20 protein-coding genes are annotated in these 26,085 nt (G+C 71.9%); 5 read left to right on the top strand and 15 right to left on the bottom strand.

Annotation, left to right across the window (positions count from 1 at the left end):
* Window positions 1-551: maltotransferase domain-containing protein (locus tag AQJ58_RS39700; protein ID WP_159056412.1), on the bottom strand; the 551-nt coding region annotated here is incomplete at its 3' end.
* A 185-nt stretch (window positions 552-736) separates the two neighbouring features.
* Window positions 737-1,939, bottom strand: coding sequence for a S8 family peptidase (locus AQJ58_RS39695; protein ID WP_067259456.1), 1,203 nt, complete (start codon window positions 1,937-1,939; stop codon window positions 737-739).
* Window positions 1,940-2,190: 251 nt separating this feature from the next.
* Here AQJ58_RS39695 and AQJ58_RS39690 point away from each other — a divergent pair, with 251 nt between their 5' ends.
* Complete coding sequence (locus tag AQJ58_RS39690) at window positions 2,191-4,815, top strand: glycosyltransferase family 1 protein (protein ID WP_067259454.1); 2,625 nt, start codon at window positions 2,191-2,193, stop codon at window positions 4,813-4,815.
* Window positions 4,816-4,867: 52 nt separating this feature from the next.
* On the opposite strand, the gene AQJ58_RS39685 is transcribed toward AQJ58_RS39690, so the two are convergent.
* The 9 genes from AQJ58_RS39685 to AQJ58_RS39645 all read right to left on the bottom strand — a co-directional run bounded on the left by AQJ58_RS39685 (window position 4,868) and on the right by AQJ58_RS39645 (window position 18,179).
* Entirely contained in the window at window positions 4,868-5,386 is a 519-nt protein-coding gene (locus AQJ58_RS39685; protein ID WP_067259452.1) for a DUF1990 domain-containing protein, read from the bottom strand.
* Window positions 5,387-5,458: 72 nt separating this feature from the next.
* Entirely contained in the window at window positions 5,459-7,120 is a 1,662-nt protein-coding gene (locus AQJ58_RS39680; protein WP_067259450.1) for a M4 family metallopeptidase, read from the bottom strand.
* 290 nt (window positions 7,121-7,410) lie between these two features.
* Window positions 7,411-9,444 carry a M4 family metallopeptidase gene (locus AQJ58_RS39675; protein ID WP_067259448.1) on the bottom strand — a complete coding sequence of 678 codons (2,034 nt, stop codon included), beginning with the start codon at window positions 9,442-9,444 and terminating at the stop codon, window positions 7,411-7,413.
* Between the two features lie 177 nt (window positions 9,445-9,621).
* Window positions 9,622-11,481: an ABC transporter ATP-binding protein gene (locus tag AQJ58_RS39670; protein ID WP_067259447.1), complete on the bottom strand. Its 1,860-nt coding sequence runs from the start codon at window positions 11,479-11,481 to the stop codon at window positions 9,622-9,624.
* Window positions 11,478-13,637 (bottom strand): ABC transporter ATP-binding protein, encoded by a 2,160-nt coding sequence (locus tag AQJ58_RS39665; protein WP_067259445.1) that lies wholly within the window; start codon window positions 13,635-13,637, stop codon window positions 11,478-11,480. The genes AQJ58_RS39670 and AQJ58_RS39665 overlap by 4 nt, the downstream gene beginning before the upstream one ends.
* A 148-nt stretch (window positions 13,638-13,785) precedes the next feature.
* Window positions 13,786-14,289, bottom strand: coding sequence for an ATP-binding protein (locus AQJ58_RS39660; RefSeq protein ID WP_055632399.1), 504 nt, complete (start codon window positions 14,287-14,289; stop codon window positions 13,786-13,788).
* A gap of 344 nt (window positions 14,290-14,633) precedes the next feature.
* Complete coding sequence (locus AQJ58_RS39655; RefSeq protein WP_067259444.1) at window positions 14,634-15,401, bottom strand: enoyl-CoA hydratase/isomerase family protein; 768 nt, start codon at window positions 15,399-15,401, stop codon at window positions 14,634-14,636.
* A 101-nt stretch (window positions 15,402-15,502) separates the two neighbouring features.
* Window positions 15,503-16,756, bottom strand: coding sequence for a L,D-transpeptidase (locus AQJ58_RS39650; protein ID WP_067259442.1), 1,254 nt, complete (start codon window positions 16,754-16,756; stop codon window positions 15,503-15,505).
* Between the two features lie 181 nt (window positions 16,757-16,937).
* Window positions 16,938-18,179 carry a L,D-transpeptidase gene (locus AQJ58_RS39645; RefSeq protein ID WP_067259440.1) on the bottom strand — a complete coding sequence of 414 codons (1,242 nt, stop codon included), beginning with the start codon at window positions 18,177-18,179 and terminating at the stop codon, window positions 16,938-16,940.
* A gap of 153 nt (window positions 18,180-18,332) precedes the next feature.
* On the opposite strand from AQJ58_RS39645, the gene glgX reads away from it, so the two are divergent.
* Window positions 18,333-20,564: a glycogen debranching protein GlgX gene (glgX, locus tag AQJ58_RS39640; RefSeq protein ID WP_067259438.1), complete on the top strand. Its 2,232-nt coding sequence runs from the start codon at window positions 18,333-18,335 to the stop codon at window positions 20,562-20,564.
* On the opposite strand, the gene AQJ58_RS39635 is transcribed toward glgX, so the two are convergent.
* Window positions 20,518-20,931 (bottom strand): hypothetical protein, encoded by a 414-nt coding sequence (locus AQJ58_RS39635; RefSeq protein WP_159056411.1) that lies wholly within the window; start codon window positions 20,929-20,931, stop codon window positions 20,518-20,520. The two genes, glgX and AQJ58_RS39635, sit on opposite strands and share 47 nt — an antisense overlap.
* A gap of 170 nt (window positions 20,932-21,101) precedes the next feature.
* On the opposite strand from AQJ58_RS39635, the gene AQJ58_RS39630 reads away from it, so the two are divergent.
* Window positions 21,102-21,908, top strand: a complete 807-nt coding sequence (locus AQJ58_RS39630; RefSeq protein WP_067259434.1) for a polysaccharide deacetylase family protein — start codon at window positions 21,102-21,104, stop codon at window positions 21,906-21,908.
* On the top strand, window positions 21,908-23,086 hold the full coding sequence (locus AQJ58_RS39625) for a YncE family protein (protein WP_067259433.1): 1,179 nt from the start codon (window positions 21,908-21,910) through the stop codon (window positions 23,084-23,086). Before AQJ58_RS39630 ends, AQJ58_RS39625 begins: the two co-directional genes overlap by 1 nt.
* Here AQJ58_RS39625 and AQJ58_RS39620 read toward each other — a convergent pair.
* Window positions 23,083-23,745 (bottom strand): GNAT family N-acetyltransferase, encoded by a 663-nt coding sequence (locus AQJ58_RS39620; protein ID WP_067259431.1) that lies wholly within the window; start codon window positions 23,743-23,745, stop codon window positions 23,083-23,085. The genes AQJ58_RS39625 and AQJ58_RS39620 overlap by 4 nt on opposite strands.
* Before the next feature lie 222 nt (window positions 23,746-23,967).
* Here AQJ58_RS39620 and AQJ58_RS39615 point away from each other — a divergent pair, with 222 nt between their 5' ends.
* A complete protein-coding gene (locus tag AQJ58_RS39615; RefSeq protein WP_067259458.1) occupies window positions 23,968-24,180 on the top strand; it encodes an EF-hand domain-containing protein in 213 nt (70 codons plus the stop codon).
* A 68-nt stretch (window positions 24,181-24,248) separates the two neighbouring features.
* Here the strand turns inward: AQJ58_RS39615 and AQJ58_RS45270 are convergent, their stop codons facing one another.
* A complete protein-coding gene (locus tag AQJ58_RS45270) occupies window positions 24,249-24,485 on the bottom strand; it encodes an HAD-IA family hydrolase (protein ID WP_067259429.1) in 237 nt (78 codons plus the stop codon).
* A gap of 160 nt (window positions 24,486-24,645) precedes the next feature.
* On the bottom strand, window positions 24,646-26,013 hold the full coding sequence (locus AQJ58_RS39605) for an L-serine ammonia-lyase (protein ID WP_067259428.1): 1,368 nt from the start codon (window positions 26,011-26,013) through the stop codon (window positions 24,646-24,648).
* Window positions 26,014-26,085: the final 72 nt, after the last annotated feature.

Here is a 26,085-nt window from a genome sequence, read left to right as displayed (position 1 = left end):
CGGCTCTCGTCGCGCAGCGCCGCGACGGCGGCGCGCAGAACGGCGCGTTTCCCACCCCCCTTGGCCACCCCGGCCACCGCGCGCTCGTACAGTCGGGCGCCCTCCTCCAGGACCAGCTCGGTGTCCATACCCGCGGGGATCTTGATCCGCGCGTGGTGCCGCCAGGTGGTCACCGGATCGCCCCAGGCCTCCACCTGGTACGTCCAGTGCCCCGGCGCGTCCGGGGTGACGTCGGCGCCCCAGCGGTCCGTGCCCGGGGCCAGTTCACGCATCGGGGTCCAGGGCCCGGGCCGGCCCTCGGGGTCCCTCAGGACGACATTGGCGGCGACGGCGTCATGGCCCTCGCGGAACACGGTCGCCGAGATCTCGAAGGTCTCACCGGTCACGGCCTTCGCGGGCCGGCGCCCCTGCTGGACCATCGGGCGGACGTCGAGGACCGGGATGCGCCCGACGGCGGTGGGCCCGGGCGGCGCGGGTGCCGAGGCATGGGTGGCCTCGGTGCGGGGTGTACGGGGTGTCGGGGGTGATGACGAGTGGTGCGTGGCGGGCATGACCGCTCCTGTCCGCAGCAACGAGGGTGGGCGGAGGGATATGGGGTCCGGGTACCGGGGAGCCTTCCCACCCTGATCGGGTGCGCATTCCGGCACTGTGTTAACTACTCGCGCGTATGTCTACGCACAAGACCGGCCCCGTTCGCGGCCCCGGCGGGCCCGGGGGAACCGGTTGTGGCGGTCCGTCACCCGAGGCGGGCCACCTGCAGGAGTCTGTCCGGCGAACCGGCTCCCCGGCCGGAGATCCTCCCGTTCACGGCGCCCGTGACCAGCGCCCGGGCCACCTGTGCCGGTGTGGCTTTCGGGTGACCCGCGAGATACAGCGCGGCCGCCCCCGCCGCGTGCGGCGCCGCCATCGACGTACCCGACCGGGCGACGCGGCCGGTGTCGCTCGCGGACGAGGCGGAGGTGACGGCCACCCCCGGGGCGAACAGGTCGAGGGCCGAGCCGTAGTCGGAGAACGCGGCCCGGGCGTCCCCGCGGTCGGTGGCGCCGACGGTGACGGCCTCCCGGACGTCGGCCGGGGACCCCAGGGCGGCGGGCCGGCCCGCGTTGCCCGCCGCGACCACACAGGTGACGCCCGATCGGATCGAGGCGCGGACGGCCGCGTCGAGCTGGGCGTTGTACGAGCCGCCCAGGCTGAGGTTGGCGACGGCCGGCCGGTGGGCGTGGCGGGTGACCCAGTCGATGCCGGCGATGACCCGGGCGGTGGTGCCGGCGCCCGTGTCGTCCAGCACGCGCACCGCGACGACCTTCGCCTTCGCGGCGACCCCGAAGGTCCGGCCCGCGACGATGCCGGCGACCTCGGTGCCGTGGCCGTTGCCGTCGGGGGCGTCCCGGTCGCCGCCGACGAAGTCCCAGCCGTAGCTCGCCCGTCCGCCGAAGTCCCGGTGGCTGATCCGGATCCCGGTGTCGATGACGTACACCGTCACCCCGGCGCCCCCGGAACCGGGCGCCCGGTAGTCCCCGTCCAGCGGCAGACCCGGCTGGTCGACCCGGTCCAGCCCCCAGGAGGGCGGGCTGCGCACGGCGTCCACCGTCACCGCCGTGTCCTGGACGACGGAGGCGATCGAGGGGTCGGCCGCCAGCCGCCGGGCCTGTCCCGCGTCGGCGTGCACGGCGAAGCCGTTGAGGACCGTGCCGTAGGTGTGGCTGATTCTCACCCCGTAGGCGGTGGTGAGGCGCCGGCCGGTGTCCGGGGACGCCCGGGTGTCGCCCTTCAGCGTCACGAGATAGCTCCCGCCGACGGAACCGGGCCGGCCGGCGCCGACGACTCTCCCCTCCGGTACGGCCTGCGCGGGCGGACTCGCGGCCGACAGGACCATGGTCGTGACGACCGCGGTCAGGCTCCCCGCCCGGCGCAGACGCCGGATGTGCGTCCGTGCCATGGTTCGCGTCCCCTCCTCGACTCGGCGCACCCCGGCCCGGGTACGGCGACCGGGCGCGCCACTGGGCAGCCTCTCGTGCGGGCCGGAGGGTCACAAGGTGGCCTTGGGGGGTGAATCGGCCATATCGTCGTTTGCGAGATCCGGCGCGCCTGGCTTCCGGCAGGGGGGAGGACAACACCGGTACCGTGCTGGATGACCGGGCGTACACAGCCGTACGTCCATCCAGCGAACGCGCCACGCCGAGGTGGAATGTGAAGGCGATCCGTCGATTCACCGTCCGACCCCTTCTCCCCGAACCCCTCCGGCCGCTCAGTGACCTGGCCCGCAATCTGCGCTGGTCATGGCACGCGGACACCCGTGAACTCTTCCAGTCCGTCGATCCCGAACGCTGGGCCGTCTCGGAGGGGGACCCGGTACGGCTGCTCGGCGGAGTACGCCCGGAGCGCCTCGCCGAACTGGCCGAGGACCGCCGGTTCCTGCGCCGGCTGACCGCCGCGGTCGACGAGCTGCACGACTATCTGACCGGCGACCGCTGGTACCAGAGCCGGCCCACCGCCGCCGAACTCCCCGCGGCCGTCGCCTACTTCTCGCCGGAATTCGGTGTCACGGCCGCCCTGCCCCAGTACTCCGGCGGCCTCGGCATCCTCGCCGGCGACCATCTGAAGGCGGCCAGCGATCTCGGCGTCCCGCTGATCGGCGTGGGACTGCTCTACCGGCACGGCTACTTCCGCCAGACCCTCTCCCGCGACGGCTGGCAGCAGGAGCACTACCCCGTCCTCGATCCCAACGAACTGCCGCTGAGCCTGCTGCGGGAGGCGGACGGCACCCCCGCCCGGGTCTCCCTCGCCCTGCCCGCCGGCCGGCAGCTGCACGCCCGGATCTGGCTGGCCCGGGTGGGCAGGGTGCCGCTGCTGATGCTCGACTCCGACGTCGAGGAGAACGACCTCGGCGAACGCGGCGTGACCGACCGGCTCTACGGCGGCGGCAGCGAGCACCGGCTGCTCCAGGAGATGCTGCTCGGCATAGGAGGTGTCCGGGCGGTACGGACGTACTGCCGGCTCACCGGGCACGCCCCGCCCGAGGTCTTCCACACCAACGAGGGGCACGCGGGCTTCCTCGGCCTGGAGCGGATCGCCGAACTCGGCGACGAAGGGCTCGACTTCGACTCGGGACTGGAGGCGGTCCGGGCGGGCACCGTCTTCACCACCCACACCCCCGTCCCGGCCGGCATCGACCGCTTCGACCGCGAGCTGGTCGCCCGTCACTTCGGCCCCGACGCCGAACTCCCGCGCATGGACGTCGACCGCATCCTGCGGCTGGGCAGGGAGACCTACCCCGGTGGCGAACCCGACCTCTTCAACATGGCCGTGATGGGCCTCCGGCTCGCCCAGCGGGCCAACGGGGTGTCCCTGCTGCACGGCCAGGTCAGCCGGGGGATGTTCGCCGGCCTGTGGCCCGGTTTCGATCCCGACGAGGTGCCGATCACCTCCGTCACCAACGGGGTACACGCCCCGACCTGGGTGGCCCCCGAGGTGCTGCGGCTCGGCGCCCGGCAAGTGGGCGCCCAGCGCGCCGAGGACGCGCTGGCCGTCGGTGACGGCGACCGCTGGGACGTCGTCTCGGGCATCTCCGACCAGAGCATCTGGGACCTGCGGCGCGTCCTGCGCGAGCAGTTGGTGGTGGAGGTACGCAAACGGCTGCGGGCCTCCTGGCGGCAGCGCGGGGCGGGCACCGCCGAGCTGGGCTGGATCGACGGGGTCCTGGACCCCGACGTCCTCACCATCGGGTTCGCGCGCCGCGTCCCGTCGTACAAGCGACTGACGTTGATGCTGCGCGACCGCGACCGGCTGAGGGAGCTCCTCCTCCACCCGACCCATCCGATCCAGATCGTGGTCGCGGGCAAGGCGCACCCGGCGGACGACGGCGGCAAGCGCCTGGTCCAGGAGCTGGTCCGGTTCTCGGACGACCCCCGGGTCCGCCACCGCATCGTCTTCCTCCCCGACTACGGCATGGCGATGGCGCAGAAGCTGTACCCCGGCTGCGACATCTGGCTCAACAACCCGCTGCGCCCGCTGGAGGCCTGCGGCACCTCCGGTATGAAGGCCGCGCTCAACGGCTGCCTCAACCTCTCCGTCCTGGACGGCTGGTGGGACGAGTGGTTCCAGCCCGACTTCGGCTGGGCGATCCCCACCGCGGACGGCGCCGGCACCGACCCCGACCACCGTGACGACATCGAGGCGGCGGCCCTGTACGACCTCCTCGAACAGCGCATCACGCCGCGCTTCTACGAGCGGGGCCGTGCCGGTCTGCCCGACCGCTGGATCGAGATGGTCCGCCAGACCCTCACCCTGCTCGGACCGAAGGTCCTGGCCGGCCGGATGGTCCGCGAGTACGTCGACCGGCTCTACACCCCCGCCGCCCAGGCGCACCGCGCGATGACCCCGGACACCGCCCGCGAACTCGCCGACTGGAAGGCACGGGTGCGCTCGGCCTGGCACGCGGTGACGGTCGACCACGTGGAGACCTCGGTCGCCACCACCACCGCGGAACTCGGCACCACGCTCGCCCTGCGCGTCCGGGTGGGCCTCGGCGAACTCGCCCCCGAGGACGTCGAGGTCCAGGCGGTCTCCGGCCGGGTCGACGAGGAGGACCGCATCACGGACGCCTCCACCGTCCCCCTGAAGGCGGCTTCCGGCCCCGACCTGGAGGGCCGCTGGCTCTACGAGGGCCCCCTGTCCCTGGACCGCACCGGCCCCTACGGCTACACGGTCCGCATCCTCCCGTCCCACCGCCTCCTCGCCTCGGGCGCGGAGCTGGGGGTGGTGGCGGTGCCTTCGGAGGAGGGGGCGGAGGGGGCGGGGGTGTTGATGCGGTAGCGGCACCCCGCGGGAGCGCTGCGGGGCGGTATGGCGCGCCCGACCGTCCGCGCTACGGCTGCCCCTGCGCGCACAACCCCCGCAGCACCACCCCGCACCGCCGTGCGTACGCCTGTTGCAGTCCGCGGGTCGCCGGGCCCGCCGCGCGGGCGTACCACTTGGCCGCTCGGCTGAAGGCCGAGACCGTCAGCCAGACCGTGCCGTCGCCGGTGCGGTCGACCAGGAAGGACTCCTCGCCGCACTCGGGGTGGCCGGAGAGGGTGCCGTAGGCCCAGCCCGCGCGGCGGTGTTCGTCGGCTGTCCATATGACCCGGCAGGGGGCCTTGATCAGGCCGGCCAGGGTGATCGTGACGTCCACGTCGGGCGCCGCGCGGTCCGCCGAGGTGGTGACGCCGACGCCCATCGCGCGGTGCATCTCCCACGTCATGACGGCCTCCGCCGCGCGCCGGAAGAGGTCGTGGCCCTCGCCGACGCGGGTGCGCACGTGCAGGGCGTGGAAGCCGGGCGGGCAGAAGCCGGGGCGGTCGCGGGTCGCGCCGACGTCGTCGTAGGTGAAGTCCTTGGGCGGCATGGGAGACAAGGGTAGGGCGGTACCCGGGGACGCCTTCGTCCCGGGTACCGCCCCGCGTCAGAGCCTCGTGCGCTAGCTGACGTTGACCGCCGACCAGGCCGCGGCGACCGTCTTGTACTCGGTGCTGCTCGAGCCGTACAGCGCCGACGCCGCGCTCAGGGTCGCCGTGCGGGCGCCCTTGTAGTTCGTCGTCGAGGTCATGTACGTGGTCAGCGCCTTGTACCAGATCTGCAGCGCCTTGTCGCGGCCGATGCCGGTGACCGTGGAGCCGTTGGACGTCGGCGAGTTGTAGGACACGCCGTTGATGGTCTTCGAGCCGCTGCCCTCGGACAGCAGGTAGAAGAAGTGGTTCGCGACACCGGACGAGTAGTGCACGTCCTTGTTGCCGACGGAGGAGGACCAGGAGTCCGCCGAGCCGCCGTCCTTGCTGGGCTTGTCCATGTAGCGCAGCGGGGTGCCGTCGCCGTTGATGTCGATCTTCTCGCCGATGAGGTAGTCACCGGGGTCCTTGGAGTTGTTCGCGTAGAACTCCACGCCCGTGCCGAAGATGTCCGAGGTCGCCTCGTTGAGGCCGCCGGACTCGCCGGAGTAGTTCAGGCCCGCGGTGTTGGCGGTGACGCCGTGGCTCATCTCGTGGCCGGCCACGTCCAGCGAGGTCAGCGGGTGGGTGTTGCCGTCGCCGTCGCCGTACGTCATGCAGAAGCAGTCGTCGTCCCAGAACGCGTTGACGTACGCGTTGCCGTAGTGGACGCGGGAGTAGGCGGCGACGCCGTTGTTCTTGATGCCGCTGCGGCCGAAGGTGTTCTTGTAGAAGTCCCAGGTGACCTGGGCGCCGTAGGCGGCGTCGACGGCGGCCGTCTGGTCCGTGGTGGAGCTGGAGGCCACGCCGGTGCCCCACGTGTCGTCGGCGTCGGTGAACAGGGTGCCGGCCGAGGAGGACGTGCCGTGCGACTTGTTGTACGTCTTGTGGCCACCGCGGGTGCCGTCGGTCAGCTGGTACGTCGAGCCCGACAGGGTGGTGTTCAGGCTGACGGTGCCGGAGTACAGGCTCTTGCCGGTGCCGGTCTCGATGCCCTGGTACTCGTAGAGCTTCTTGCCGGTGGCCGCGTCGGTGATGACGTGCAGCTCGTTCGGGGTGCCGTCGTCCTGGAGGCCGCCGACGACCGTCTCGTAGGCGAGGACCGGCTTGCTGCCGTTGCCCGCCCAGATCACCTTGCGGGGCGCGTTGTCGGCGGCGGTCTTGGCCGAGCCGGCGGCCTTGGCGAGGGTCAGCGCCTGCTTCTCCGCCTTGGCGGCGGTGACGACCGCCTTGAGCGAGGCGACCTTGATGGTGGTCTGCGTCGCCTTGGTGACGCCCTTGTTCACGCCCGAGGCCGACTCGTGGACGACGAGGTCGCCGCCGAGCACCGGCAGGCCCGCGTAGGTCCGCTCGTAGCGCGTGTGGACGGTGCCGTCGGCGTCCTTGATCACGTCGCGGACGACCAGCTTCTCCTTGGCGCCGAGGCCTATCTCCTGGGCCGTCTCGGCCGCGTCGGCCTGCTTGCCCTTGATCAGCGCGGTGCGCGCGGAGGCGGAGAGCGCGGTCGGCGCCGCGAGCGGCTTGGCCGCGGCGTCCGAGGCGGTCGGGGCGGCCACGGCACCGGACGTCAGGCCGGTGGTGACCAGGGCGCCGGCCGCGACCGCGGTGGCGATCGCCAGGGTGGTGCGCTGGTGACGCGCGTAGAGGGAGGTCACACAAGCTCCTTGGATGTGGGGGTGCCCGGACGGCGTGGGGATGCCGTCCGACGCTGGGGTGAAGTTGTGCGGCGGTTGCCAGGAAGCGTCGCACTAAGGTCGCGTACATGTCAGGACCCTCTTGTGATGTTGGCTGAAAATCGACTAACGGGTGAACATTGCTGGAATGTAAACCGGGTTGACCTCGGCAAAGGGCCAACAGGTCGTGGGTAATCGACTGACAAAAAAGCGGTGCCGCTCCGGAGGGGTGTGTCCTCCGGAGCGGCACCTGTGAACCGCCTGTCGCCGACCTACGGGAAGGTCAGCTTCCAGCTGTTGATGTACCCCGTGTCGGCGGCCGCGTTGTCCTGGACCCGCAACTGCCAGACACCGTTGGCGACCTCGGAGGAGGCGTTCACGGTGTACGTGGTGTTGATGTTGTCGCTGCTGCCGCCGGTGCCGTACGCCTTCAGCGTGTACGCCGAGCCGTCGGGGGCGATCAGCTGCACCTGGAGGTCACCGATGTAGGTGTGGACGATGTCCACCCCGACCTGGAGGTTCGAGGGCGCGTTGCCGGTCCGGCCGGAGACGGTGATCGACGAGGTGACCGCCGCGCCGTTGTCCGGAATCGGTACGTCGGTGGTGTTCTCGAAGGATGTGCCACCGCCCCCGCCGCCACCGGGCCGCGAGCCGACCGCGACGCCCGCCCAGGCGTTCGCCACCGCCGTGTACTCGGCGCTCGTCGTGCCGTACAGCTCACCGGCCGCCGCCAGCGTCCCGGTGCGGGCGCCCGCGTAGTTGGTCATCGAATTGAACTTCGTGGTCAGCGCGCGGAACCAGATCTTCTCCGCCTTGTCCCGGCCGATGCCGGTGACCGGGAGGCCGTCCGCCGTGGGCGAGTTGTAGGTGACACCGTTGATCGTCTTGGTGCCGCTGCCCTCGGAGAGGAGGTAGAAGAAGTGGTTCGCCGGGCCGGACGAGTAGTGCACGTCGATCGAGCCGATGCCCGAGTACCAGCTGTCCTTCGACGTGCCGTCCTTGCTCGGCTTGTCCATGTACCGCAGCGGGGTGCCGTCGCCGTTGATGTCGATCTTCTCGCCGATGAGGTAGTCACCGACGTCCGAGGAGTTGTTGGCGTAGAACTCCACCGCCGTGCCGAAGATGTCCGAGGTCGCCTCGTTGAGGCCACCGGACTCACCGGTGTAGTTCAGGCCCGCGGTGTTCGAGGTGACGCCGTGGGTCATCTCGTGGCCCGCCACGTCGATCGCCGTCAGCGGGTGGGTGTTGCCCGAGCCGTCGCCGTACGTCATGCAGAAGCAGCTGTCCGACCAGAAGGCGTTGACGTAGTTGTTGCCGTAGTGGACCCGCGAGTAGGCGCCCACGCCGTCGCCGCGGATGCCGCTGCGCCCGTGCACGTTCTTGTAGTAGTCCCAGGTCAGAGCCGCGCCGTAGTGGGCGTCGGCGCCCGCGGTCTCCGCGTTCGACGCCGCGCCGTTGCCCCAGACGTCGTCGGGGCCGGAGAACAGCGTGCCGGTGCCGGAGGTGCCCCGGTTGAGGTTGTACGTCTTGTGGTTGCCGCGCGCCGCGTCGGTCAGGTTGTACGTGGACCCCGACTGCGTGGTGCCGAGCGTCACCGTGCCGCTGTACATCGTGTTGCCGGTGCCGGTTTCGATGCCCTGGTACTCGTAGAGCTTCTTGCCGGTGGCCGCGTCGGTGATGACGTGCAGCTCGTTCGGGGTGCCGTCCTCCTGGAGGCCGCCCACGACCGTCTCGTACGCCAGGACCGGGGTGCCGTTCGCCGCCCAGATCACCTTGCGCGGCGCGCGGTCGGTGGCCGCGCGGGCCGCGCCGTCGGCCTTCGCCAGGGTCAGCGCCTGCTTCTCCGCCTTGGCCGCGGTGACGGTGGGCGTGAGCGAGGCGACCTTGATGGTGGCGCCGGTGGCCTTGCGGACGGCCTTGGTCGCGCCCGACTTCGTGGTGTCCACGATCAGGTCGCCGCCGAGGACGGGCAGGCCGGCGTAGGTGCGCTCGTAGCGGGTGTGCAGGGTGCCGTCGGCGTCCTTGACGACGTCCCGGACGACCAGCGCCTCCTGGGCGCCGAGGCCCAGCTCGTCGGCGGTCGCCGCCTTGCCGGCGTCGGCCGTGCGGATCAGCTCCGCCCGCTGGGCGGGGGTGAGCTTGACGGACTCGGCGCCCGTCGGCTTCGGGGCCCGCTCCGGGGCGGCGGTCGCGGCGCCGGACTGCACGGCGGCGGCGATCAGTGCGGAGACGCCGATCAGGGCGACGGCGGCGGTCTTGCGGACTGCTGCGTGGGGGGTGCGTCTGCGAGAGGACGTGCTTCTCACCACTGACTCCTTCTGCTGGACACGACAAAGGCGGTGCGCAGAACGGTTTGTGCTGTGGGGTTGCTGTGGAGTAGCAGTGGGAAGAGTGGCAGGGGATTGCGCTGTCTGTCAGGAGCGCGTCAATAATTGGCCGGAAATGGTCCGCTGTCCGGGGGTTCGTGTTCGATAAACGGATGATCAGGCCAGGCTGTCCCGCCAGGCCCGGTGCAGGTCCGCGAAGCGGCCCGTGCCCGCGACGAGGTCGGCGGGCGCGCCGTCCTCGACGATCCGTCCGTGCTCCATCACCAGCACCCGGTCGGCGATCTCCACCGTCGACAGCCGGTGCGCGATCACCACCGCCGTACGGCCCTTCAGTACGGTCGCCATCGCGGCCTGCACGGCCCGCTCCCCGGGGATGTCCAGCGAACTGGTCGCCTCGTCCAGGATCAGCACCGCCGGGTCCGCGAGCAACGCCCGCGCGAACGCCACGAGTTGACGCTGACCCGCGGAGATACGACCGCCCCGCTTGCGGACGTCGGTGTCGTAGCCGTCGGGCAGCGCGCTGATGAACTCGTGCGCGCCGATCGCCTTCGCCGCCCGCTCGATCTCCTCCCGGGTCGCGTCCGGGCGCCCGATGGCGATGTTCTCGGCGACCGTGCCGGAGAACAGGAACGCCTCCTGCGTCACCATGACCACCCCGCGCCGCAGCTCGGGCACGGACAGCTCGCGCAGATCGACCCCGTCGAGGAGCACCCGCCCGCCGGACGGGTCGTAGAAGCGGGCCAGCAGCTTGGCCAGGGTGGACTTGCCCGCGCCGGTGGAGCCGACGACCGCGACCGTCTGCCCGGCGGGCAGGGTGAGGTCGAAGCGCGGCAGGACCTCCCCGCCGGTCCGGTAACCGAAGGACACCTCGTCGAACACGACCTCGCGGCCGGGCAGTCCGCCCCGGCGGGCGGGCAGCTCCTTCGGCACCGAGGGCTCGGGCACCGACGGTGTCTGCGCCAGCAGCCCCGCGATCTTCTCCAGTGAGGCCGCCGCCGACTGGTACGAGTTGAGGAACATGCCGAGCCGGTCGATCGGGTCGTACAGCCGCCGCAGATACAGCACCGCCGCCGCCAGCACACCCAGCGCCAGGGTGCCGCCCGCCACCCGGTAGGCGCCCCACAGGACGATCAGCGCGACGGCCGTGTTGGCGACGATCCGCGAGCCCGTGACGTACCGGGCCATCTCCAGCAGCGCGTCGCCGTTCGTCCGCTCGTGGCGGCGGTTGAGGACCCGGAAGTCGGCGTCGTTGACGGCCTCGCGGCGGAAGGCGCGCACCGGACGGATGCCGTTCATCGTCTCCACGAACTTCACGATCACGGCCGCGATCGCGGTGGACCGGGCGGTGAACACCCGGCCCGCGCGCCGCTGGTAGATCCGGACCAGCAGGTACAGCGGCACGAACGACGCGACGGCCACCGCGCCGAGCCCGAGGTCCAGCCAGAGCAGCATCGCCGAGATGTACAGGAAGGACAGCACCACGGTCACCAGCTCCTGGAGGCCCTCGTCGAGGAGCTCGCGCAGGGACTCCACGTCCGTGGTGGAGCGGGAGATGAGCCGGCCCGAGGTGTAGCGCTCGTGGAAGTCCACGCTGAGGGCCTGCGCGTGCCGGAAGATACGGCCGCGCAGATCGAGCAGCACGTCCTGGTTGACCCGGGCGGCCGCGATCAGGAACGCGTACTGGAGCGCGCCGGCGGCCAGCGCGCAGCCCAGATAGCCGACGGCCACCGCGATCAGCGGGCCGTGGTCCCCGGCCCGCAGCGCCGGCACCGCGCGGTCGATGGCGTACGCCACCAGCAGCGGCCCCGCCTGGACGGCCGCCTGCTGGAGCAGCAGCAGGAGCGTGGTCAGCGCGACCCGCGCCCTCATGGGGGCGAGCAGGGAGCGCAGCAGGATGCCGGTGGCGCCGGGCGGGGTGGGCAGGACGTCCTTGTCGAAGGGGTCGCCTGCGGCCCGCACGGGCAGGTCCTCCGACCGGTCCTCGGTGGTGGGGGACGAGGTGGTGGGGGCGCTCATCGGTCGTCCTCCTGGCGGCCGTTCCCTGACATGAGGTGGGCGTACTCGGTGTTGGCGCGCAGCAGTTCCTGGTGGGTGCCGACGGCGGTGATCCGGCCCCCGGAGAGCAGGGCGACCCGGTCGGCGAGCAGCACGGTGGACGGGCGGTGGGCCACGATGAGCGCGGTGGTGTCGGCGAGGACCTGGCGCAGCGCGGCCTCCACGGCGGCCTCGGTGTGCACGTCCAGCGCGGACAGCGGGTCGTCGAGCACGAGGAACCTCGGCTGGCCCACCACGGCTCTGGCCAGCGCCAGCCGCTGCCGCTGCCCGCCGGAGAGGCTGAGTCCCTGCTCGCCCACCTGGGTCTCGGTGCCCTGCGGGAGGTCGTGCGCGAACTCGGCCTGGGCGATGGCGAGCGCCCGCTCCAGCTCGGCCGCGCCGGCCCGGTCGTCGGCCCCCATCAGCACGTTCTCCGCGACGCTCGCCGAGAACAGCGTCGGCTCCTCGAAGGCGACGGCGACCTTGGCGCGCAGTTCGTCGCGGCTCATCGCGGTGACGTCCTCGCCGTCGAGCGTGATCCGCCCGGCGGTCACCTCGTGCAGCCGGGGGACCAGCGCGGTGAGCGTGGTCTTGCCGCTGCCGGTCGCGCCGACGAGGGCCATGGACTCCCCGGGCCGGATGTGCAGGTCGACCCGGTCCAGGATCGGGGGCGAGCCGGGATCGGCATCGGGATACCGGAACACGACCCCGACGAACCGCAGCCCGTCGCCTGCGTCCGCGTCGGTGACGTCCCCGTGGCAGGCTTGCGCGTCGGAGGCGTCGGCGCCCCTGCTGTTCGTTTCCGAGGCACTCGGGTCGGCGCCGACCGCGTCCGCGGCGAGCGTGCTCGCGTCCCCGGCGCCGGCCGGGGTGGTGGCGTCCCCGGCGATCTCGACTGCGTCACCCGGGACCGCGTCCGCCTCGGCGACGGCTGCGTGCGCGCTCCCGTCGCGGGCCCTCGCGACGGCGGAGTCGCCTGCGAGCTGGCTGGCGTCCCCGGCGATCACGACCGGCTTGCCCACGGCCGGGTCGCCCGCGGCCGTCTCACCCGCCCCCGAGCCGTCCGCGCTCCCGGCGGCCGAGACCGTGGCCTCGGTGGTCGCCCGGTCCCCGGCAACCGCACGCACCCCCGTGACCGTTTCTGTCTCCGGGGGTTCGTCCATCACCTCGAAGTAGCGTTCCGTCGCCGTCGACGCCTCCTGGCTCATCGCGAGCAGGAAGCCGATGGAGTCGACGGGCCAGCGCAGGGCGAGGGCCGTCGACAGGAAGGCGACCAGGGTGCCCGCGGACAGGTCCCCGTCCGCCACCTGGACGGTGCCCAGCACCAGCGCCGCCCCGATCGCCATCTCGGGCAGGGTCACGATGACGGCCCAGATCGTCGCCAGCAGCCGGGCCTTGCGCAGCTCCGTCCCCCGCAGGGTGGACGACAACGAACGGAAGGCCCGCGCCTGGCTGCGGTGCCGGCCGAACCCCTTGATGATCCGGATGCCGAGCACGCTCTCCTCGACGACCGTCGTCAGATCGCCGACCTGGTCCTGGGCGAGCCGTGCCACGACCGCGTAGCGGCTCTCGAAGACCACGCACATCACCACGACGGGGAGGGCGGGCCCCAGGATCACCAGGCCCAGGGACCAGTCCTGGAGCAGCATGATGATCACGCCCGCCAGGATGGTCACCGCGTTGACCAGCAGGAACGTCAGCGGAAAGGCGAGGAACATCCGCACCAGCATGAGATCCGTGGTGGCCCGGGACAGCAGCTGTCCCGAGGCCCACCGGTCGTGGAAGGCCACCGGCAGCCGCTGGAGATGCCGGTACAACCCGGCCCGCATCTCCGCCTCGACGTGCGAGAGCGGCCGCGCCACCAGCCAGCGCCGGAGCCCGAACAGCCCGGCCTCCAGGAGCCCGAGCAGCAGCAGGTACAGCGCCCCGAGCCCGACGCCCGCCGGGTCCCGGTCGGCGACCGGCCCGTCCACCATCCACTTCAGGACGAGCGGGATCACCAGCCCCACACAGGAGGCGACGACGGCCACGGCCGCCGCGGTGAACAGCCGCGCCCGCACCGGCCGCACATACGGCCACAAGCGCAGCAACGTCCGCACCGCGGACCGGTCCTTGGTGGTTGCACGTGTCGTCGCCATCACGAGCGAGCCTACGGATCGCCACTGACATCGCCCACCGGGTTTTGGCCGGTGCCAGGTCGGTCGCTGGTCCTACGACCTGCGCGTTCGAGGGCGTCGTACCCCCGTGCGGGTGAATCTCAAAGATCCGCCCCCGGCCGGGCGGCGGTCAGCGGTCCGCGACGCGCATCTCGAACCAGGTCGTCTTGCCGCGGGGCAGCAGATCCACGCCCCAGCGGTCGGAGAGCTTGTCGACGAGGAAGAGGCCGCGGCCGCTGACGTCCAGTTCCTGGACCGGCATGAGGCAGGGCAGGCCCCGGGAGGGGTCGCGGACCTCGACGCGGATCCACCCCCGGCGCCGGCGCAGCCGCAGCCCGAAGACACGCGCGCCGGTGTGGCGTACGGCGTTCCCGACGAGTTCGGAGACGAGCAGGACGGCGTCCTCGGTCATCTTGGGAGACAGTCCCCACTGGCGCAGGACGACGACCTGGGTGAGACGGCGGGCCGTGGCGGCGGACTCGGGGCGGGAGGGGAGCGGAACCTCGCCCTCCGTGGGGTTGCCGAACAACTCCAGTGCCTTCAGAGCCCGTTCGTCCTCCACCGCAGGCGACCAGCGTGCCGCGGCCACGCGCCCGTGCCCCCGCGGCTGTTCGACATCCTCCAGCCCCGCCATGCCCCCATCATGGCCGTCCGGGGCGCCCTGCGGGGCCGTTCCGGCGGAATACGCTCCCTCGGCGGTCTCCTCGGACGCGGGGCTCACCGCCTGCGCCGGGGGCGGTTCGGAGTCCGGAGAATCCGCGTTGACCTGCGGTGACGGATCCTGTGCGGGCAATCGCCGGACTCCCTCGACAAGGCGGGCTCAGGGTCGAGCCCAGGGTCCCATGAACCGCCCCATCGAGGGACCCGTACGGGACATCTCGGATGAGACATCCCGTCAATTGCACGTCATTGCAACTCCGTTCGGGGAGACCTGCCTCACAGGACCGGTCTCACAGGGCCTGCCTCACAGGGCCCGCCTCACAGGAACTTGGCCTTGCCCGGCCCGTCCTCGACGAAGCTGCGCATGCCGATCTCCCGGTCGGCGGTGGCGAACAGACCCGCGAACCAGGTGCGCTCGACCGCGAGACCGGTGTCGAGGTCCGTCTCCAGACCGGTGTCGACCGACTCCTTCGCCGCCCGCAGCGCCAGCGCCGGGCCCTGGGCCAGCTTCGCGGCCCAGGCGTGCGCCTGCGGGTACACCTCGGCCGCCGGGACCACCCGGTCCACCAGGCCCAGGGTCAGCGCCTCGTCCGCCTTCACCATCCGGCCGGTGAAGATGAGGTCCTTCGCCCTGGAGGGGCCGATCAGCCGGGCCAGGCGCTGGGTGCCGCCCGCGCCGGGGATCAGCCCGAGCAGGATCTCCGGCTGCCCCAGCTTGGCGTTGTCGGCCGCGATCCGGAAGTCCGCGCAGAGGGCGAGTTCGCAGCCGCCGCCCAGGGCGTAACCCGTGACGGCCGCCACGACCGGCTTGGGGATGCGGGCCACCGCCGTGAAGGAGTCCTGGAGGGCGCGCGAGCGCAGGACCATCGCGGTGTGGTCCATGTCCTGCATCTCCTTGATGTCCGCGCCCGCCGCGAACACCTTCTCCCCGCCGTACACCACGACGGCGCGGACGTCGTCGCGGCGGGTCGCCTCCTCGGCCAGCTCCTTGAGCCGGTCCTGCGTGGCGACGTCCAGGGCGTTCATGGGCGGGCGGTCGAGGCGGATCGTGCCGACGCCCTCGGCGACTTCGAGATGAACGGTCATGGCAGCAGGTTAACCATCATTAACGACGGCGGGCCCGGTGCCGTTGGTCACAGCACCGGGCCCGCCGGAGAGGGGGCGCCCGGAAGGGTCCTGTCAGGGTCCTACTTGGTCCACTCGGCCCAGGAGAGGTTCCAGCCGTTGAGGCCGTTGGCCGGGTCGACCACCGGGTCGGTGGAGTTCTTCACCGTCACCACGTCGCCGATCATCGAGTGGTTGAAGAACCACGCGGCCGGGACACCGCTGTCGTAGCCGCCGCGCACGTCGCGCAGGCCGATGCAGCCGTGGCTGGCGTTGTAGTTGCCGAAGGCGCCGCCGCCCCAGTAGTTGCCGTGCACGAAGGTGCCGGAGTTCGTCAGCCGCATGGCGTGCGGGACGTCCTTGATGTCGTACTCGCCGTCGTAGCCGACGGTGTCGCCGTTCATCCGGGTCACGGTGAACTTCTCACTGATGACCATCTGCCCGTTCCAGGTGGCGTAGCCGGGCTTGCCCGTGGTCACCGGGATGGTCTTGTAGAGCTTGCCGTCCCGCATGACCTTCATCGTGTGCTTCTTGGCGTCCACGATCGACACCTGGCTGCGGCCGATGGTGAAGGAGACGGTCTTGGACTGCTTGCCGTAGACGCCCTTGCGGCCCTCGACGCCGTCCAGGTTCAGCTTGACGGTGACCTTGGTCCCCGCCTTCCAGTACTGCTCCGGGCGGAAGTCCAGGCGGTCGTTGCCGAACCAGTGGCCCTCGACGTCCACGGCCGGCTCGGTCTTGATCTCGATGGCCTTCTCGACGTCGGCCGGCTTGGTGATGCCGCGCGTGAAGCGGACCGAGAACGGCATGCCGACGCCGACGGTGGAGCCGTCCTCGGGCGTGAAGTTGCCGATGAAGGTGTTCTGCGGGCTGAGCGTGGTGAAGGAGGAGTCCTCGGCGGCCGTACGGCCCTCGGCGTCCTTCGCCACCGCGTGCACCTGGTACTCGGTCGAGGCGGCGAGGTGCGTGGCCGGCGTCCAGCCGGTGCCGTCGGCGGAGATCGCCCCCTTGACCGCCGTGCCCTTGTCGTCCTTGACGGTGACCTCGGTCAGCTTGCCCTTGCTGGCGTTCACCTTCAGGGCGCCGGTGGTGTCGACGTCCTTGGCGCCGGTCTTCGGGGCGATCGAGACGACCGCCTCCGACTGCTTGCTCTCGGCCGCCGCCGCCGTGCTGCCCTTGTCGTCCTTGTCCTTGGCGTCGGACCCGGAGTCCGAGCCGCCGCCCCCGCCGCACGCCGTGACGGCGAGCAGCATCCCGCCGACGATCAGCGCCAACCGCTTGTTGCGGCCGCGTGGGCACCCCGCGATCGACGCCCCCGATATCGGTCGCACGTTCAAGTCGTTCTCCCCTCCCAGGGCCTGGCCAGGCCCCCACCCCCGCGCTTCCCGCGCGATCATTTGCGCATATTAACCGCGCGGTTTTGAGCTGCGTGTCAGGTGAATGTCACCGTTCTGTCGCAACTTGGACCATGATCGGGCGGGGATGGTTGCACGGTGGGGAGAGGTTGTCCGCAGTCGGTTACCCGGCGTCCTCCGCGGTCCAGTCCGCCCAGCTCATGTTCCAGCCGCCGAGCCCGTTGTCCGGAGCGACCTCCTTGTCCCTGCTGTGGACGACTTCGACGACGTCCCCGATCAGCGAGCGGTCGAAGAACCAGCCCGCCGGGGTGTCCGAGGCACCGCCCCTGACGTCCATGAGGCCGACGCAGCCGTGGCTGACGTTGGCACTGCCGAAGACGTCCGGCTCCGCCCAGTAGTTCCCGTGCAGGAAGGTGCCGGACTCGGTCAGCCGCATGGCGTGCGGCACGTCCGGGATGTCGTACTCGCCCTTGCCGTCCTTCTTCTTGAAACCGACCGTGGCGCCGTTCATCCGGGTCAGTTCGAGCATCTCGGTGACGACCATCTTCCCGTTGTACGTCGTCGTCCTCGGCGCCCCCGCCGTGATGGGCACGGTGGCGATCAGATCGCCCTCGCGCCACACCTTCATCGTGTGCTTCTCCGCGTCCACCAGGGAGACCTGGCTGCGGCCGACGGTGAAGGAGAACGTCTTGTACTGCAACCCGTACACCCCGGGCGCGCCCTCCACGTCCCGCAGCCGCAGCGCGACCGTGACCCTGGTGCCGGGCTTCCAGTACTCCTCGGGACGGAAGTCGAGCCGCCCGCCGCCGAACCAGTGCGGCCGGATCTCCACGGCCGGCTCGGCGGTCACCTCGATCGCCCGCTGCACGGCGGCCCGGTTCTCGATCTCCCGGCTGAAGTCCAGCGAGACGATCATCCCGGTGCCCACCGTGGAGCGGTTCTCCGGCGTGACGTACCCGATGAACCGCTGGTTGGGGACGTAGGTGGTGAAGGTGGTGTGCCGGGCCGAGCGGTTGCCGTCGCCGTCCAGCGCCACCACGTCGACCGCGTAGCGGGCGGCCAGCGCCAGCCGGCCGTCGTCCGGCCGCCAACTGCGGCCGTCGGCCGAGATCCGGCCCGTCACCCGCGTCTCCTGGGCGTCCTGCGACCGCACCACCTTCACCGACTCCAGCCGCCCGTCCGGCACCCGCACCAGCAGTCCCGTCTCCGGTCGCACCCCCTTCGCGTGGTCGTCGGGGGTCACCCGGATGACGTCCTTCGGGGCCGCCGGTCTGCCGAGCATCCGGTCCAGCCCGCTTCCGCCGTCGCCCGAGCAGCCCGCGGCCCCGGCCAGGAGTCCGGCCCAGGTCACTACGGCGGCCACTGCGACGCCCGCGCGCCGTGCGCGCCCATGTACGTGCCTCACGGTGTGTCCAACGACCGGGTGCGCCCCCGGGAAACGTGAGTGCGAGGCGCGCTCTGGGCAGAACAGGGGGAGGACGACAGCGCGGGGCGGCGGCAGCCGGGACGCCGTACGCCCGCCCCTACGTCGTACCCACGAGCCGCGGGAGGCTGAACGGTGTCCAGCGCAGCCGAGCAGGAGGCGGTGGCGGAGCAGCGCGCCACGCCGGACACCCGACTGAACGGGATGTCCCAGAAGGTGCCCGGCGTGCCCGTGCGCCCGGGTGCGCCCACCCCGCTCGGCGCCCGCTTCCGGGTCGGCCCGGACGGGGTCGCGGGCACCAACTTCGCCCTGTGGGCGGGCGGGGCGGAGGCCGTCGAGCTGTGCCTGTTCGACGAGGCCGGCCGGGAGACCCGGGCCGCGCTGACCGAGCTGACGCACGAGATCTGGCACGGCTTCGTCCCGGGCGTGATGCCGGGCCAGCGCTACGGCTTCCGGGTGCACGGCCGCTGGGACCCGTGGACCGGTGGCCGCTGGAACCCGGCGAAACTGCTCCTCGACCCCTACGCCCGCGCGGTCGACGGGGAGTTCACCCTCCCCCCGCAGGTGTACGGGCACGTCAGGGACTGGCCCCAGCAGCAGGTCGCGGACACCGTGCGCGACGAACGGGACTCGGCGCCGTACGTCCCGAAGGGCGTGGTCGTCCATGACGACGACGACTGGGCCGACGACCGCCGCCCCAAGACGCCCTGGGCGGACTCCGTCATCTACGAACTCCACGTCAAGGGCTTCACCCGGCGCCACCCCGGCATCCCCGAGGAACTCCGCGGCACCTACGCCGGACTCGCCCACCCGGCGGCGATCGAGCACCTGGTGGGACTGGGCGTGACCGCGGTGGAGCTGCTCCCCGTCCACCAGTTCGCCCACGAGGACCACCTGCTCCGCCGCGGCCTCAGGAACTACTGGGGCTACAACTCCATCGGCTACTTCGCCCCGCACGCCGGCTACGCCTCCTCCGGTACGACGGGACAGCAGGTCGGCGAGTTCAAGCGGATGGTGCGCGCCCTGCACGCCGCCGGGATCGAGGTGATCCTCGACGTCGTCTACAACCACACCGCCGAGGCCGGCGAACTCGGCCCCACCCTCTCCCTCAAGGGCATCGACAACCGCGGCTACTACCGCCTCCAGTCCGACGCCCGCCGCTACGCCGACTACACCGGCTGCGGCAACACCCTGCACGTGGTGCAGCCGCACGTGCTCCGGCTGATCACGGACTCCCTGCGCTACTGGGTCACCGAGATGGGCGTGGACGGCTTCCGCTTCGACCTCGCCGCCGCCCTCGCCCGCTCCATGCACGACGTCGACATGCTCTCCCCGTTCCTCGCGGTCATCGCCCAGGACCCGGTGCTGCGGCGGGTCAAGCTGATCGCCGAGCCGTGGGACGTGGGGTCGGGCGGCTACCAGGTGGGCGCCTTCCCGCCCCTGTGGACCGAATGGAACGACCGCTACCGCAACGCTGTGCGCGACTTCTGGCGGCACGCGCTGCCGGACGTCCGCGAGATGGGCTACCGGCTGTCCGGCTCCAGCGACCTCTACGCCTGGGGCGGCCGCCGCCCGTACGCCTCGGTCAACTTCATCACCGCCCACGACGGCTTCACCCTGCGCGACCTCGTGTCCTACGAGCGCAAGCACAACGAGGCCAACGGCGAGGGCAACCGCGACGGCACGGACGACAACCGGGCCTGGAACTGCGGGGCGGAGGGTGAGACGGACGACGAGCGAATCCAGGCGCTCAGGCGACGGCAGCTGCGCAACCTGCTCACCACCCTGCTGCTGTCGACCGGCGTCCCCATGCTGGTCGCGGGCGACGAACTGGGCCGCACCCAGGGCGGCAACAACAACGCGTACTGCCAGGACAACGAGACCGGCTGGCTGGACTGGGGCCTGCTGGAGGAGCCCCGGTGGCGCGCGCTCCTCGACCTGACCTCCCGGCTGATCGCGCTGCGGCACCGGCATCCGGTGCTGCGCCGCCGCGCCTTCTTCTCCGGCCGCGCGCACTCGGACGGGCTGCGCGACCTGGCCTGGTTCACCGCGCGGGGCACGGAGATGACCGAGGGAGACTGGTACGCCCCCGCCGCGACCCTCGGCATGTACCTCTCGGGCCGGGACATCCCCGGCCGCGACGAACGGGGCGCGCCCATCACCGACGACAGCTTCCTCGCGGTGCTGCACGCCGGGGACCGGCCGGTGACCTTCGTCCTGCCGGGGCCGCCGTGGGCCGAGCGCTACGAGGTGGTCGTCGACACGTCCCGCGAGGACCAGACCGAGCCCCCGGGCGTGCTCCACCGGGCGGAGGAGGCGGTCACGGTGCCGGCGCGGTCGGTGCTGCTGCTGCGGGTGGCGGGCTGAGCCGCCGCTCGGCCCACCACTGCGTCAATTCCCGGACCTTCGCCTCGAAGCGCGCGTCGACGAACGACGTCGGCGCGGGCAGGGTCGTCCGGCGGCCGTCCGCGAGGTGCGCGACCACCTGGCTCACCCCGAGGACACGGCGGACCTCCAGCCGCGCGATCCCGGACCACGGAAGCTCACGGCGTGCCCCGTCGACGACCACCAGGGCGTCCTCGGTGAGGACCACCCCGCGCCGACGTCCCGTCAGCGTCAGGACGGCGACGCCGACGAGGGACCGGCCCAGCACCTGGGCGAGGTCGCGCTGCGCGAGGCCGAGCCGGAACGATCGCCCGGGTCCCTGTGCCGTCCGGGGTGCGGAGGAGTTCAAGGAGACCACCGTTCACTCACTGCACTCACTGCACTCACTGCGGGGCTCCAGCGTGGCATGCCGGGTGCGGCGGGACGCGGGGGGCCGCCCCCTGGGCCGACGCCGACGCCGACGCCAGCTGTCGTCGCCACGCGGGTGAATGACTCCATTTCTTACCTTTTGCCCCTTAAATGGTGCGGGTGACTCCGACCGACCGCCGCGCCGCGCTGCGGGCGGGTGCCGGACTGGTCGCCGGGGGCGCGTTCGCCGGTGCGTGCTCCACGTCCGGCTCCGCCTCCGGCCCCTCCGGCTCGTCCCCCGGCCCGCCCTCGCCCCCGGCGACCGGTCCGGCCTCCGCCGGTCCCCGGCCCGCCCCGGCCCCCCGCGCCTTCCCCGGACAGCCGGCCCAGATCAGCCACGGCCCCCGTGACCGGCCCCGGGTCGCCCTCACCTTCCACGGGCAGGGCGAACCGGCCCTCGCCGAGGCCCTCCTGAGGGAGGCCGAGCGGCACGGGGCACGGGTCACCGTCCTCGCCGTCGGGACCTGGCTCGACGCGCACCCGGCCCTGGCCCGCCGGATCCTCGACGGCGGCCACGACCTCGGCAACCACACCCACCGCCACCTCGCCATCAACGCCATGTCCGAGACCGAGGCGCGCGGCGAGATCGAGGAGTGCGCCCGGCGGCTCAGACGGCTCACCGGTTCCGTCGGGACCTGGTTCCGGCCCTCGCGCGCCTCCCGCGCCTCCCCGCTCGTCGAGCGGCTGGCCCGTGCCGCCGGCTACCCCCACGTCCTGTCCTACGACGTCGACTCCCTCGACTTCACCTCACCCGGCGCCGCCGCCGTCACGGCCAACGTCCTGCGCGAGGTCCGCGACGGATCCGTCGTGAGCCTGCACTTCGGCTACGCGGACACCCTCGCCGCGCTCCCCGCCGTACTGGACGAACTCGCCCGCCGCGGACTGCGCGCGGTCACCACCACGGAGCTGATCGGCTGATGCGACCCCCCCTCCTCACCCGCGCCCTGCTCACCGCCGCCGCCCTCACCGCCCTCGCCGCCTGCGGCGGCGGGTCCGGGGACCGGCCGGACCGGGCCGCCACCACCAAGGCCGCCGTTCCCGCCCCGGTGCGCAAGCCGGCCGTGGACGGACTGCCCGGCATGCCGCCCGTCCTCGACCCGAAGGACGTCTACGCCGCCGACCGCCCGGACAAGCTCTCCCCGGTGGTCAAGGACTTCCCCTCCCGCGTCTACGTCCCCAACACCGAGTCCGACACGGTCTCCGTCATCGACCCCGAGACCTACGAGGTGATCAGGACCCTGCGGGTGGGACGGCAGCCGCAGCACGTGGTGCCCTCCTGGGACCTGAAGACGCTCTGGGTCAACAACGACCGGGGCAACACCCTGACGCCCATCGACCCTCGGACGGGCAGGACCGGCAAGCCGGTCGACGTGCACGACCCGTACAACCTCTACTTCACGCCCAACGGCAAGTACGCCGTCGTCATGGCCTCCCTCGACCGCGAACTCGTCTTCCGCGACCCGCACACCATGAAGCGGATCAGGACCGAACCGGTCACCTGCTACGGCGTCAACCACGCCGACTTCTCCCTCGACGGGCGCTACTTCATCGTGTCCTGCGAGTTCAGCGGCGAACTGCTGAAGGTCGACACCGAGAAGATGAAGGTGATCGCCCAGCAGAGGCTGCCCTTCAAGGGCGCCATGCCCCAGGACGTCAAGGTCTCGCCCGACGGCAAGCGGTTCTACATCGCGGACATGAAGGCCGACGGCCTGTGGATCCTCGACGGCGACACCTTCGCCCGGCCCGCCTTCCTCCCCACCGGCAAGGGCACCCACGGTCTGTACGTCAGCCGCGACTCCCGCGAGATGTACGTCTCCAACCGGGGCGAGGGCACCATCTCCGTCTTCGACTTCGCCCGCGGCGAGGTCACCCACAAGTGGCGGCTGCCCCACGGCGGCAGCCCCGACATGGGCGGCGTCTCGTCGGACGGCAAGGTCCTGTGGCTCTCCGGCCGCTACGACGCCGAGGTGTACGCCGTCGACACCCGCACCGGAAAGCAACTCGCCCGCATCCCCGTCGGCAGCGGCCCGCACGGCCTCGCCGTCTACCCCCAGCCCGGCCGCTACTCCCTCGGCCACACCGGCATCTTCCGCTAGGGACCGAGACGTCCGGCCTCCGGGCGGGCCGTCAGCAGCAGTTCCGCGCCCACCGGGACGTACCCCGCCGCCTGGAACGCCCGGATGCTGCGGGCGTTCCCCGGGGCGACCTGGGCCCACACCGGCTCGTCGGCGAGATGGCGGGCGGCGGTCACCAGCAGCCGGCCGAGGCCCCGGTGCCGCAGCGGCTCGTCCACCTCGACCGAGACCTCCAGCCGCCCGCCGATCCCGCGCCCGGTCACCAGTACCCCGCCGTCCGCCGACCACGCCCGCACGTCGTGGCGCCGGCGCAGGGCGTAACGGATCCGGGGATGGTCGCGGTCCTCGATCTCCGTCAGCGCCGGCGCGGGCGGCGGCCCGCCCGGCAGCGGGGACCCCACCAGCATCGCGTCGATCGTCTCGGCCGTGCGCCCGGTGCGTTCCAGCAGCGCCGTGAGGAAGCGGGGGTTCATCGAGGCGGAGAGCGCGTCGCACTCCACCCCGCGCAGGGTCTCCCGCACCCACTCCGGGTCCTCGTCGGTGAAGACCACCGAGTGCGCGGTGAAGGCGAGCACGCCCGCGTCGCGCGGGGACGGCTGCGGGACGACCGTCGTCCGCCCGTCCTGCGGGGGGAGGACGCCGCGCGCGGCCCCGTCGAGAATGTCCCGCAACGTCTCCACCGCACCGCTCCTCGCCACTCCACCCGCTGGAGGGCCCAGACTCGCAGACATGATCGACGGCCCGCACCTGCCCTGGCACGTCGGCCGCGGCGCCGCAGCGGACCGCACGACGGGGACCGCGCCCGGGTGGTCGCTGCACTGCGCTCGCGCGCGGGCCGTTAATCTGACCTGCGTCAGTAGGACAGCAAGACACCGCAAGGTGTGGCGAAGAGGGGCGGATCGGTGGCCGACATCGAAGAAGCACGTACGCAGTTCCAGCGCATCGACACGAACGGCGACGGGTTCATCACCGCCGCGGAGTTCAAGAGCGCCCTGGCCCAGGAGGGCGACTGGAACGTCACCGAGTCGGTGGCCGAGGCCATCATCAGGACCCGCGACCTGAACGGCGACAAGGTCCTGTCGTTCGACGAGTTCTGGACCTACCTGAACAAGTGAGCGCGGGAGGAAGGGGGGCGCCCGACGGGAAGCCCCCCTTCCCAGCTCGCCGGCCCGAGGGCAGTCGCTCATCCGGCGGGCAGCCACGCGTCGACGGCCGCGGCGAGCGCGTCCTGGCCGGTGAAGACGTGCCCGTTCATGCCGACGTCCCGGGCCGCCCGGACGTTCTCCTCGCGGTCGTCGACGAAGAGGAAGTAGGCGGGTGCGGCGCGCAGAGCGGTGACGCAGTGCCGGAAGGCCGCCGTATCGGGCTTGGCCGCCCGGATCCTGCCACCGCGTCGGCGTACTGGACGGACGTACTGCACGCACTGTCCCGTCCCGCCGACGCCGACACGATCGAAGACCTGCGCCTCGCCGACATCGACAGCGTGGCACCTCTGACCCGACCGCATCCGACCCCGGAGCGAGCAGGGAAGGCCCCGACCAGGCTGAAAGAAACGAACGCGCCGGTCAGGGCCTCTTTCCCTAGCACTCGATGATGTTCACCGCCAGCCCGCCCCGGGCCGTCTCCTTGTACTTCACGCTCATGTCGGCGCCCGTCTCCTTCATGGTCTTGATGACCTTGTCGAGGGAGACCTTGTGGGAGCCGTCGCCGCGCATGGCCATACGGGCGGCGGTGACCGCCTTGACCGCGGCCATGCCGTTGCGCTCGATGCAGGGGATCTGGACCAGGCCGCCCACGGGGTCGCAGGTGAGGCCGAGGTTGTGCTCCATGCCGATCTCGGCGGCGTTCTCCACCTGCTCGGGGGAGCCGCCGAGCACCTCGGCGAGGGCGCCGGCCGCCATCGAGCAGGCGGAGCCGACCTCGCCCTGGCAGCCGACCTCGGCGCCGGAGATGGAGGCGTTCTCCTTGAAGAGCATGCCGATCGCGCCGGCCGCGAGCAGGAAGCGGACCACGCCGTCCTCGTCCGCGCCGGGGACGAAGTTGACGTAGTAGTGCAGGACGGCGGGGATGATGCCCGCAGCGCCGTTGGTCGGAGCGGTGACGACGCGGCCGCCCGCGGCGTTCTCCTCGTTCACCGCCATCGCGTAGAGCGTGATCCACTCCATGGAGTGGGCGAGCGGGTCGCCGTCGGCGCGCAGCTGACGGGCGGTCACGGCGGCCCGGCGGCGGACGCGCAGCCCGCCGGGCAGTATGCCCTCCCGGGACATGCCCCGGGCGACGCACGCCTGCATCACCCGCCAGGTTTCGAGGAGGCCCTCGCGGATCTCCTCCTCGGTGCGCCAGGCCCGCTCGTTCTCCAGCATCAGGGACGAGATCGACAGGCCCGTCTCCCGCGTCAGGCGCAGCAGCTCGTCGCCCGTGCGGAAGGGGTACTTCAGGACCGTGTCGTCCAGCTTGATGCGGTCCGCGCCCACCGCCTCCTCGTCGACGACGAAACCGCCGCCCACCGAGTAGTACGTCTTCGTCAGCAGCTCCGCGCCCGAGGCGTCGTACGCCCGGACGGTCATGCCGTTGGCGTGGTAGGGCAGCGCCTTGCGGCGGTGCAGGACCAGGTCGTCGTCGAAGGAGAACGGGATCTCCCGCTCGCCGAGGAGCCGCAGCCGGCCCGACTCCTTGATCTGCTCCACCCGCTCGTCGGCGGTCTCCACGTCCACCGTGCGGGGAGAGGCGCCCTCCAGGCCGAGCAGGACCGCCTTGGGGGTGCCGTGGCCGTGGCCGGTGGCGCCGAGCGAGCCGTACAGCTCGCAGCGGACCGAGGCGACGGAATCCAGCAGCGCGTCGCCGTGCAGGCGCCGCGCGAACATCCGGGCCGCGCGCATCGGGCCGACCGTGTGCGAGCTGGACGGGCCGATGCCGATCGAGAAGAGGTCGAAGACCGAGATGGCCACAGGGTTTCCTCACAGGAAGGGCGGGGGTACGCGCCTTCGGGTACCCCCACCGGGGAACTACTTGTTCAGAGC

The organism is Streptomyces sp. DSM 15324, assembly GCF_001514285.1.
GTDB lineage: Bacteria > Actinomycetota > Actinomycetes > Streptomycetales > Streptomycetaceae > Streptomyces.
The sequence above is the reverse complement of the archived record's forward strand: the minus strand, read 5'-3'. Positions and strand labels throughout refer to the sequence as shown.

Bases quoted from the DNA above. Each gene is read 5' to 3' on its own strand.
- AQJ58_RS39695 (WP_067259456.1), bottom strand. From the start codon at position 1,939: ATGGCACGGACGCACATCCGGCGTCTGCGCCGGGCGGGGAGCCTGACC.
- AQJ58_RS39685 (WP_067259452.1), bottom strand. From the start codon at position 5,386: ATGCCGCCCAAGGACTTCACCTACGACGACGTCGGCGCGACCCGCGAC.
- AQJ58_RS39670 (WP_067259447.1), bottom strand. From the start codon at position 11,481: ATGAGCGCCCCCACCACCTCGTCCCCCACCACCGAGGACCGGTCGGAG.
- AQJ58_RS39665 (WP_067259445.1), bottom strand. From the start codon at position 13,637: ATGGCGACGACACGTGCAACCACCAAGGACCGGTCCGCGGTGCGGACG.
- AQJ58_RS39660 (WP_055632399.1), bottom strand. From the start codon at position 14,289: ATGGCGGGGCTGGAGGATGTCGAACAGCCGCGGGGGCACGGGCGCGTG.
- AQJ58_RS39655 (WP_067259444.1), bottom strand. From the start codon at position 15,401: ATGACCGTTCATCTCGAAGTCGCCGAGGGCGTCGGCACGATCCGCCTC.
- AQJ58_RS39630 (WP_067259434.1), top strand. From the start codon at position 21,102: ATGGTGCGGGTGACTCCGACCGACCGCCGCGCCGCGCTGCGGGCGGGT.
- AQJ58_RS39625 (WP_067259433.1), top strand. From the start codon at position 21,908: ATGCGACCCCCCCTCCTCACCCGCGCCCTGCTCACCGCCGCCGCCCTC.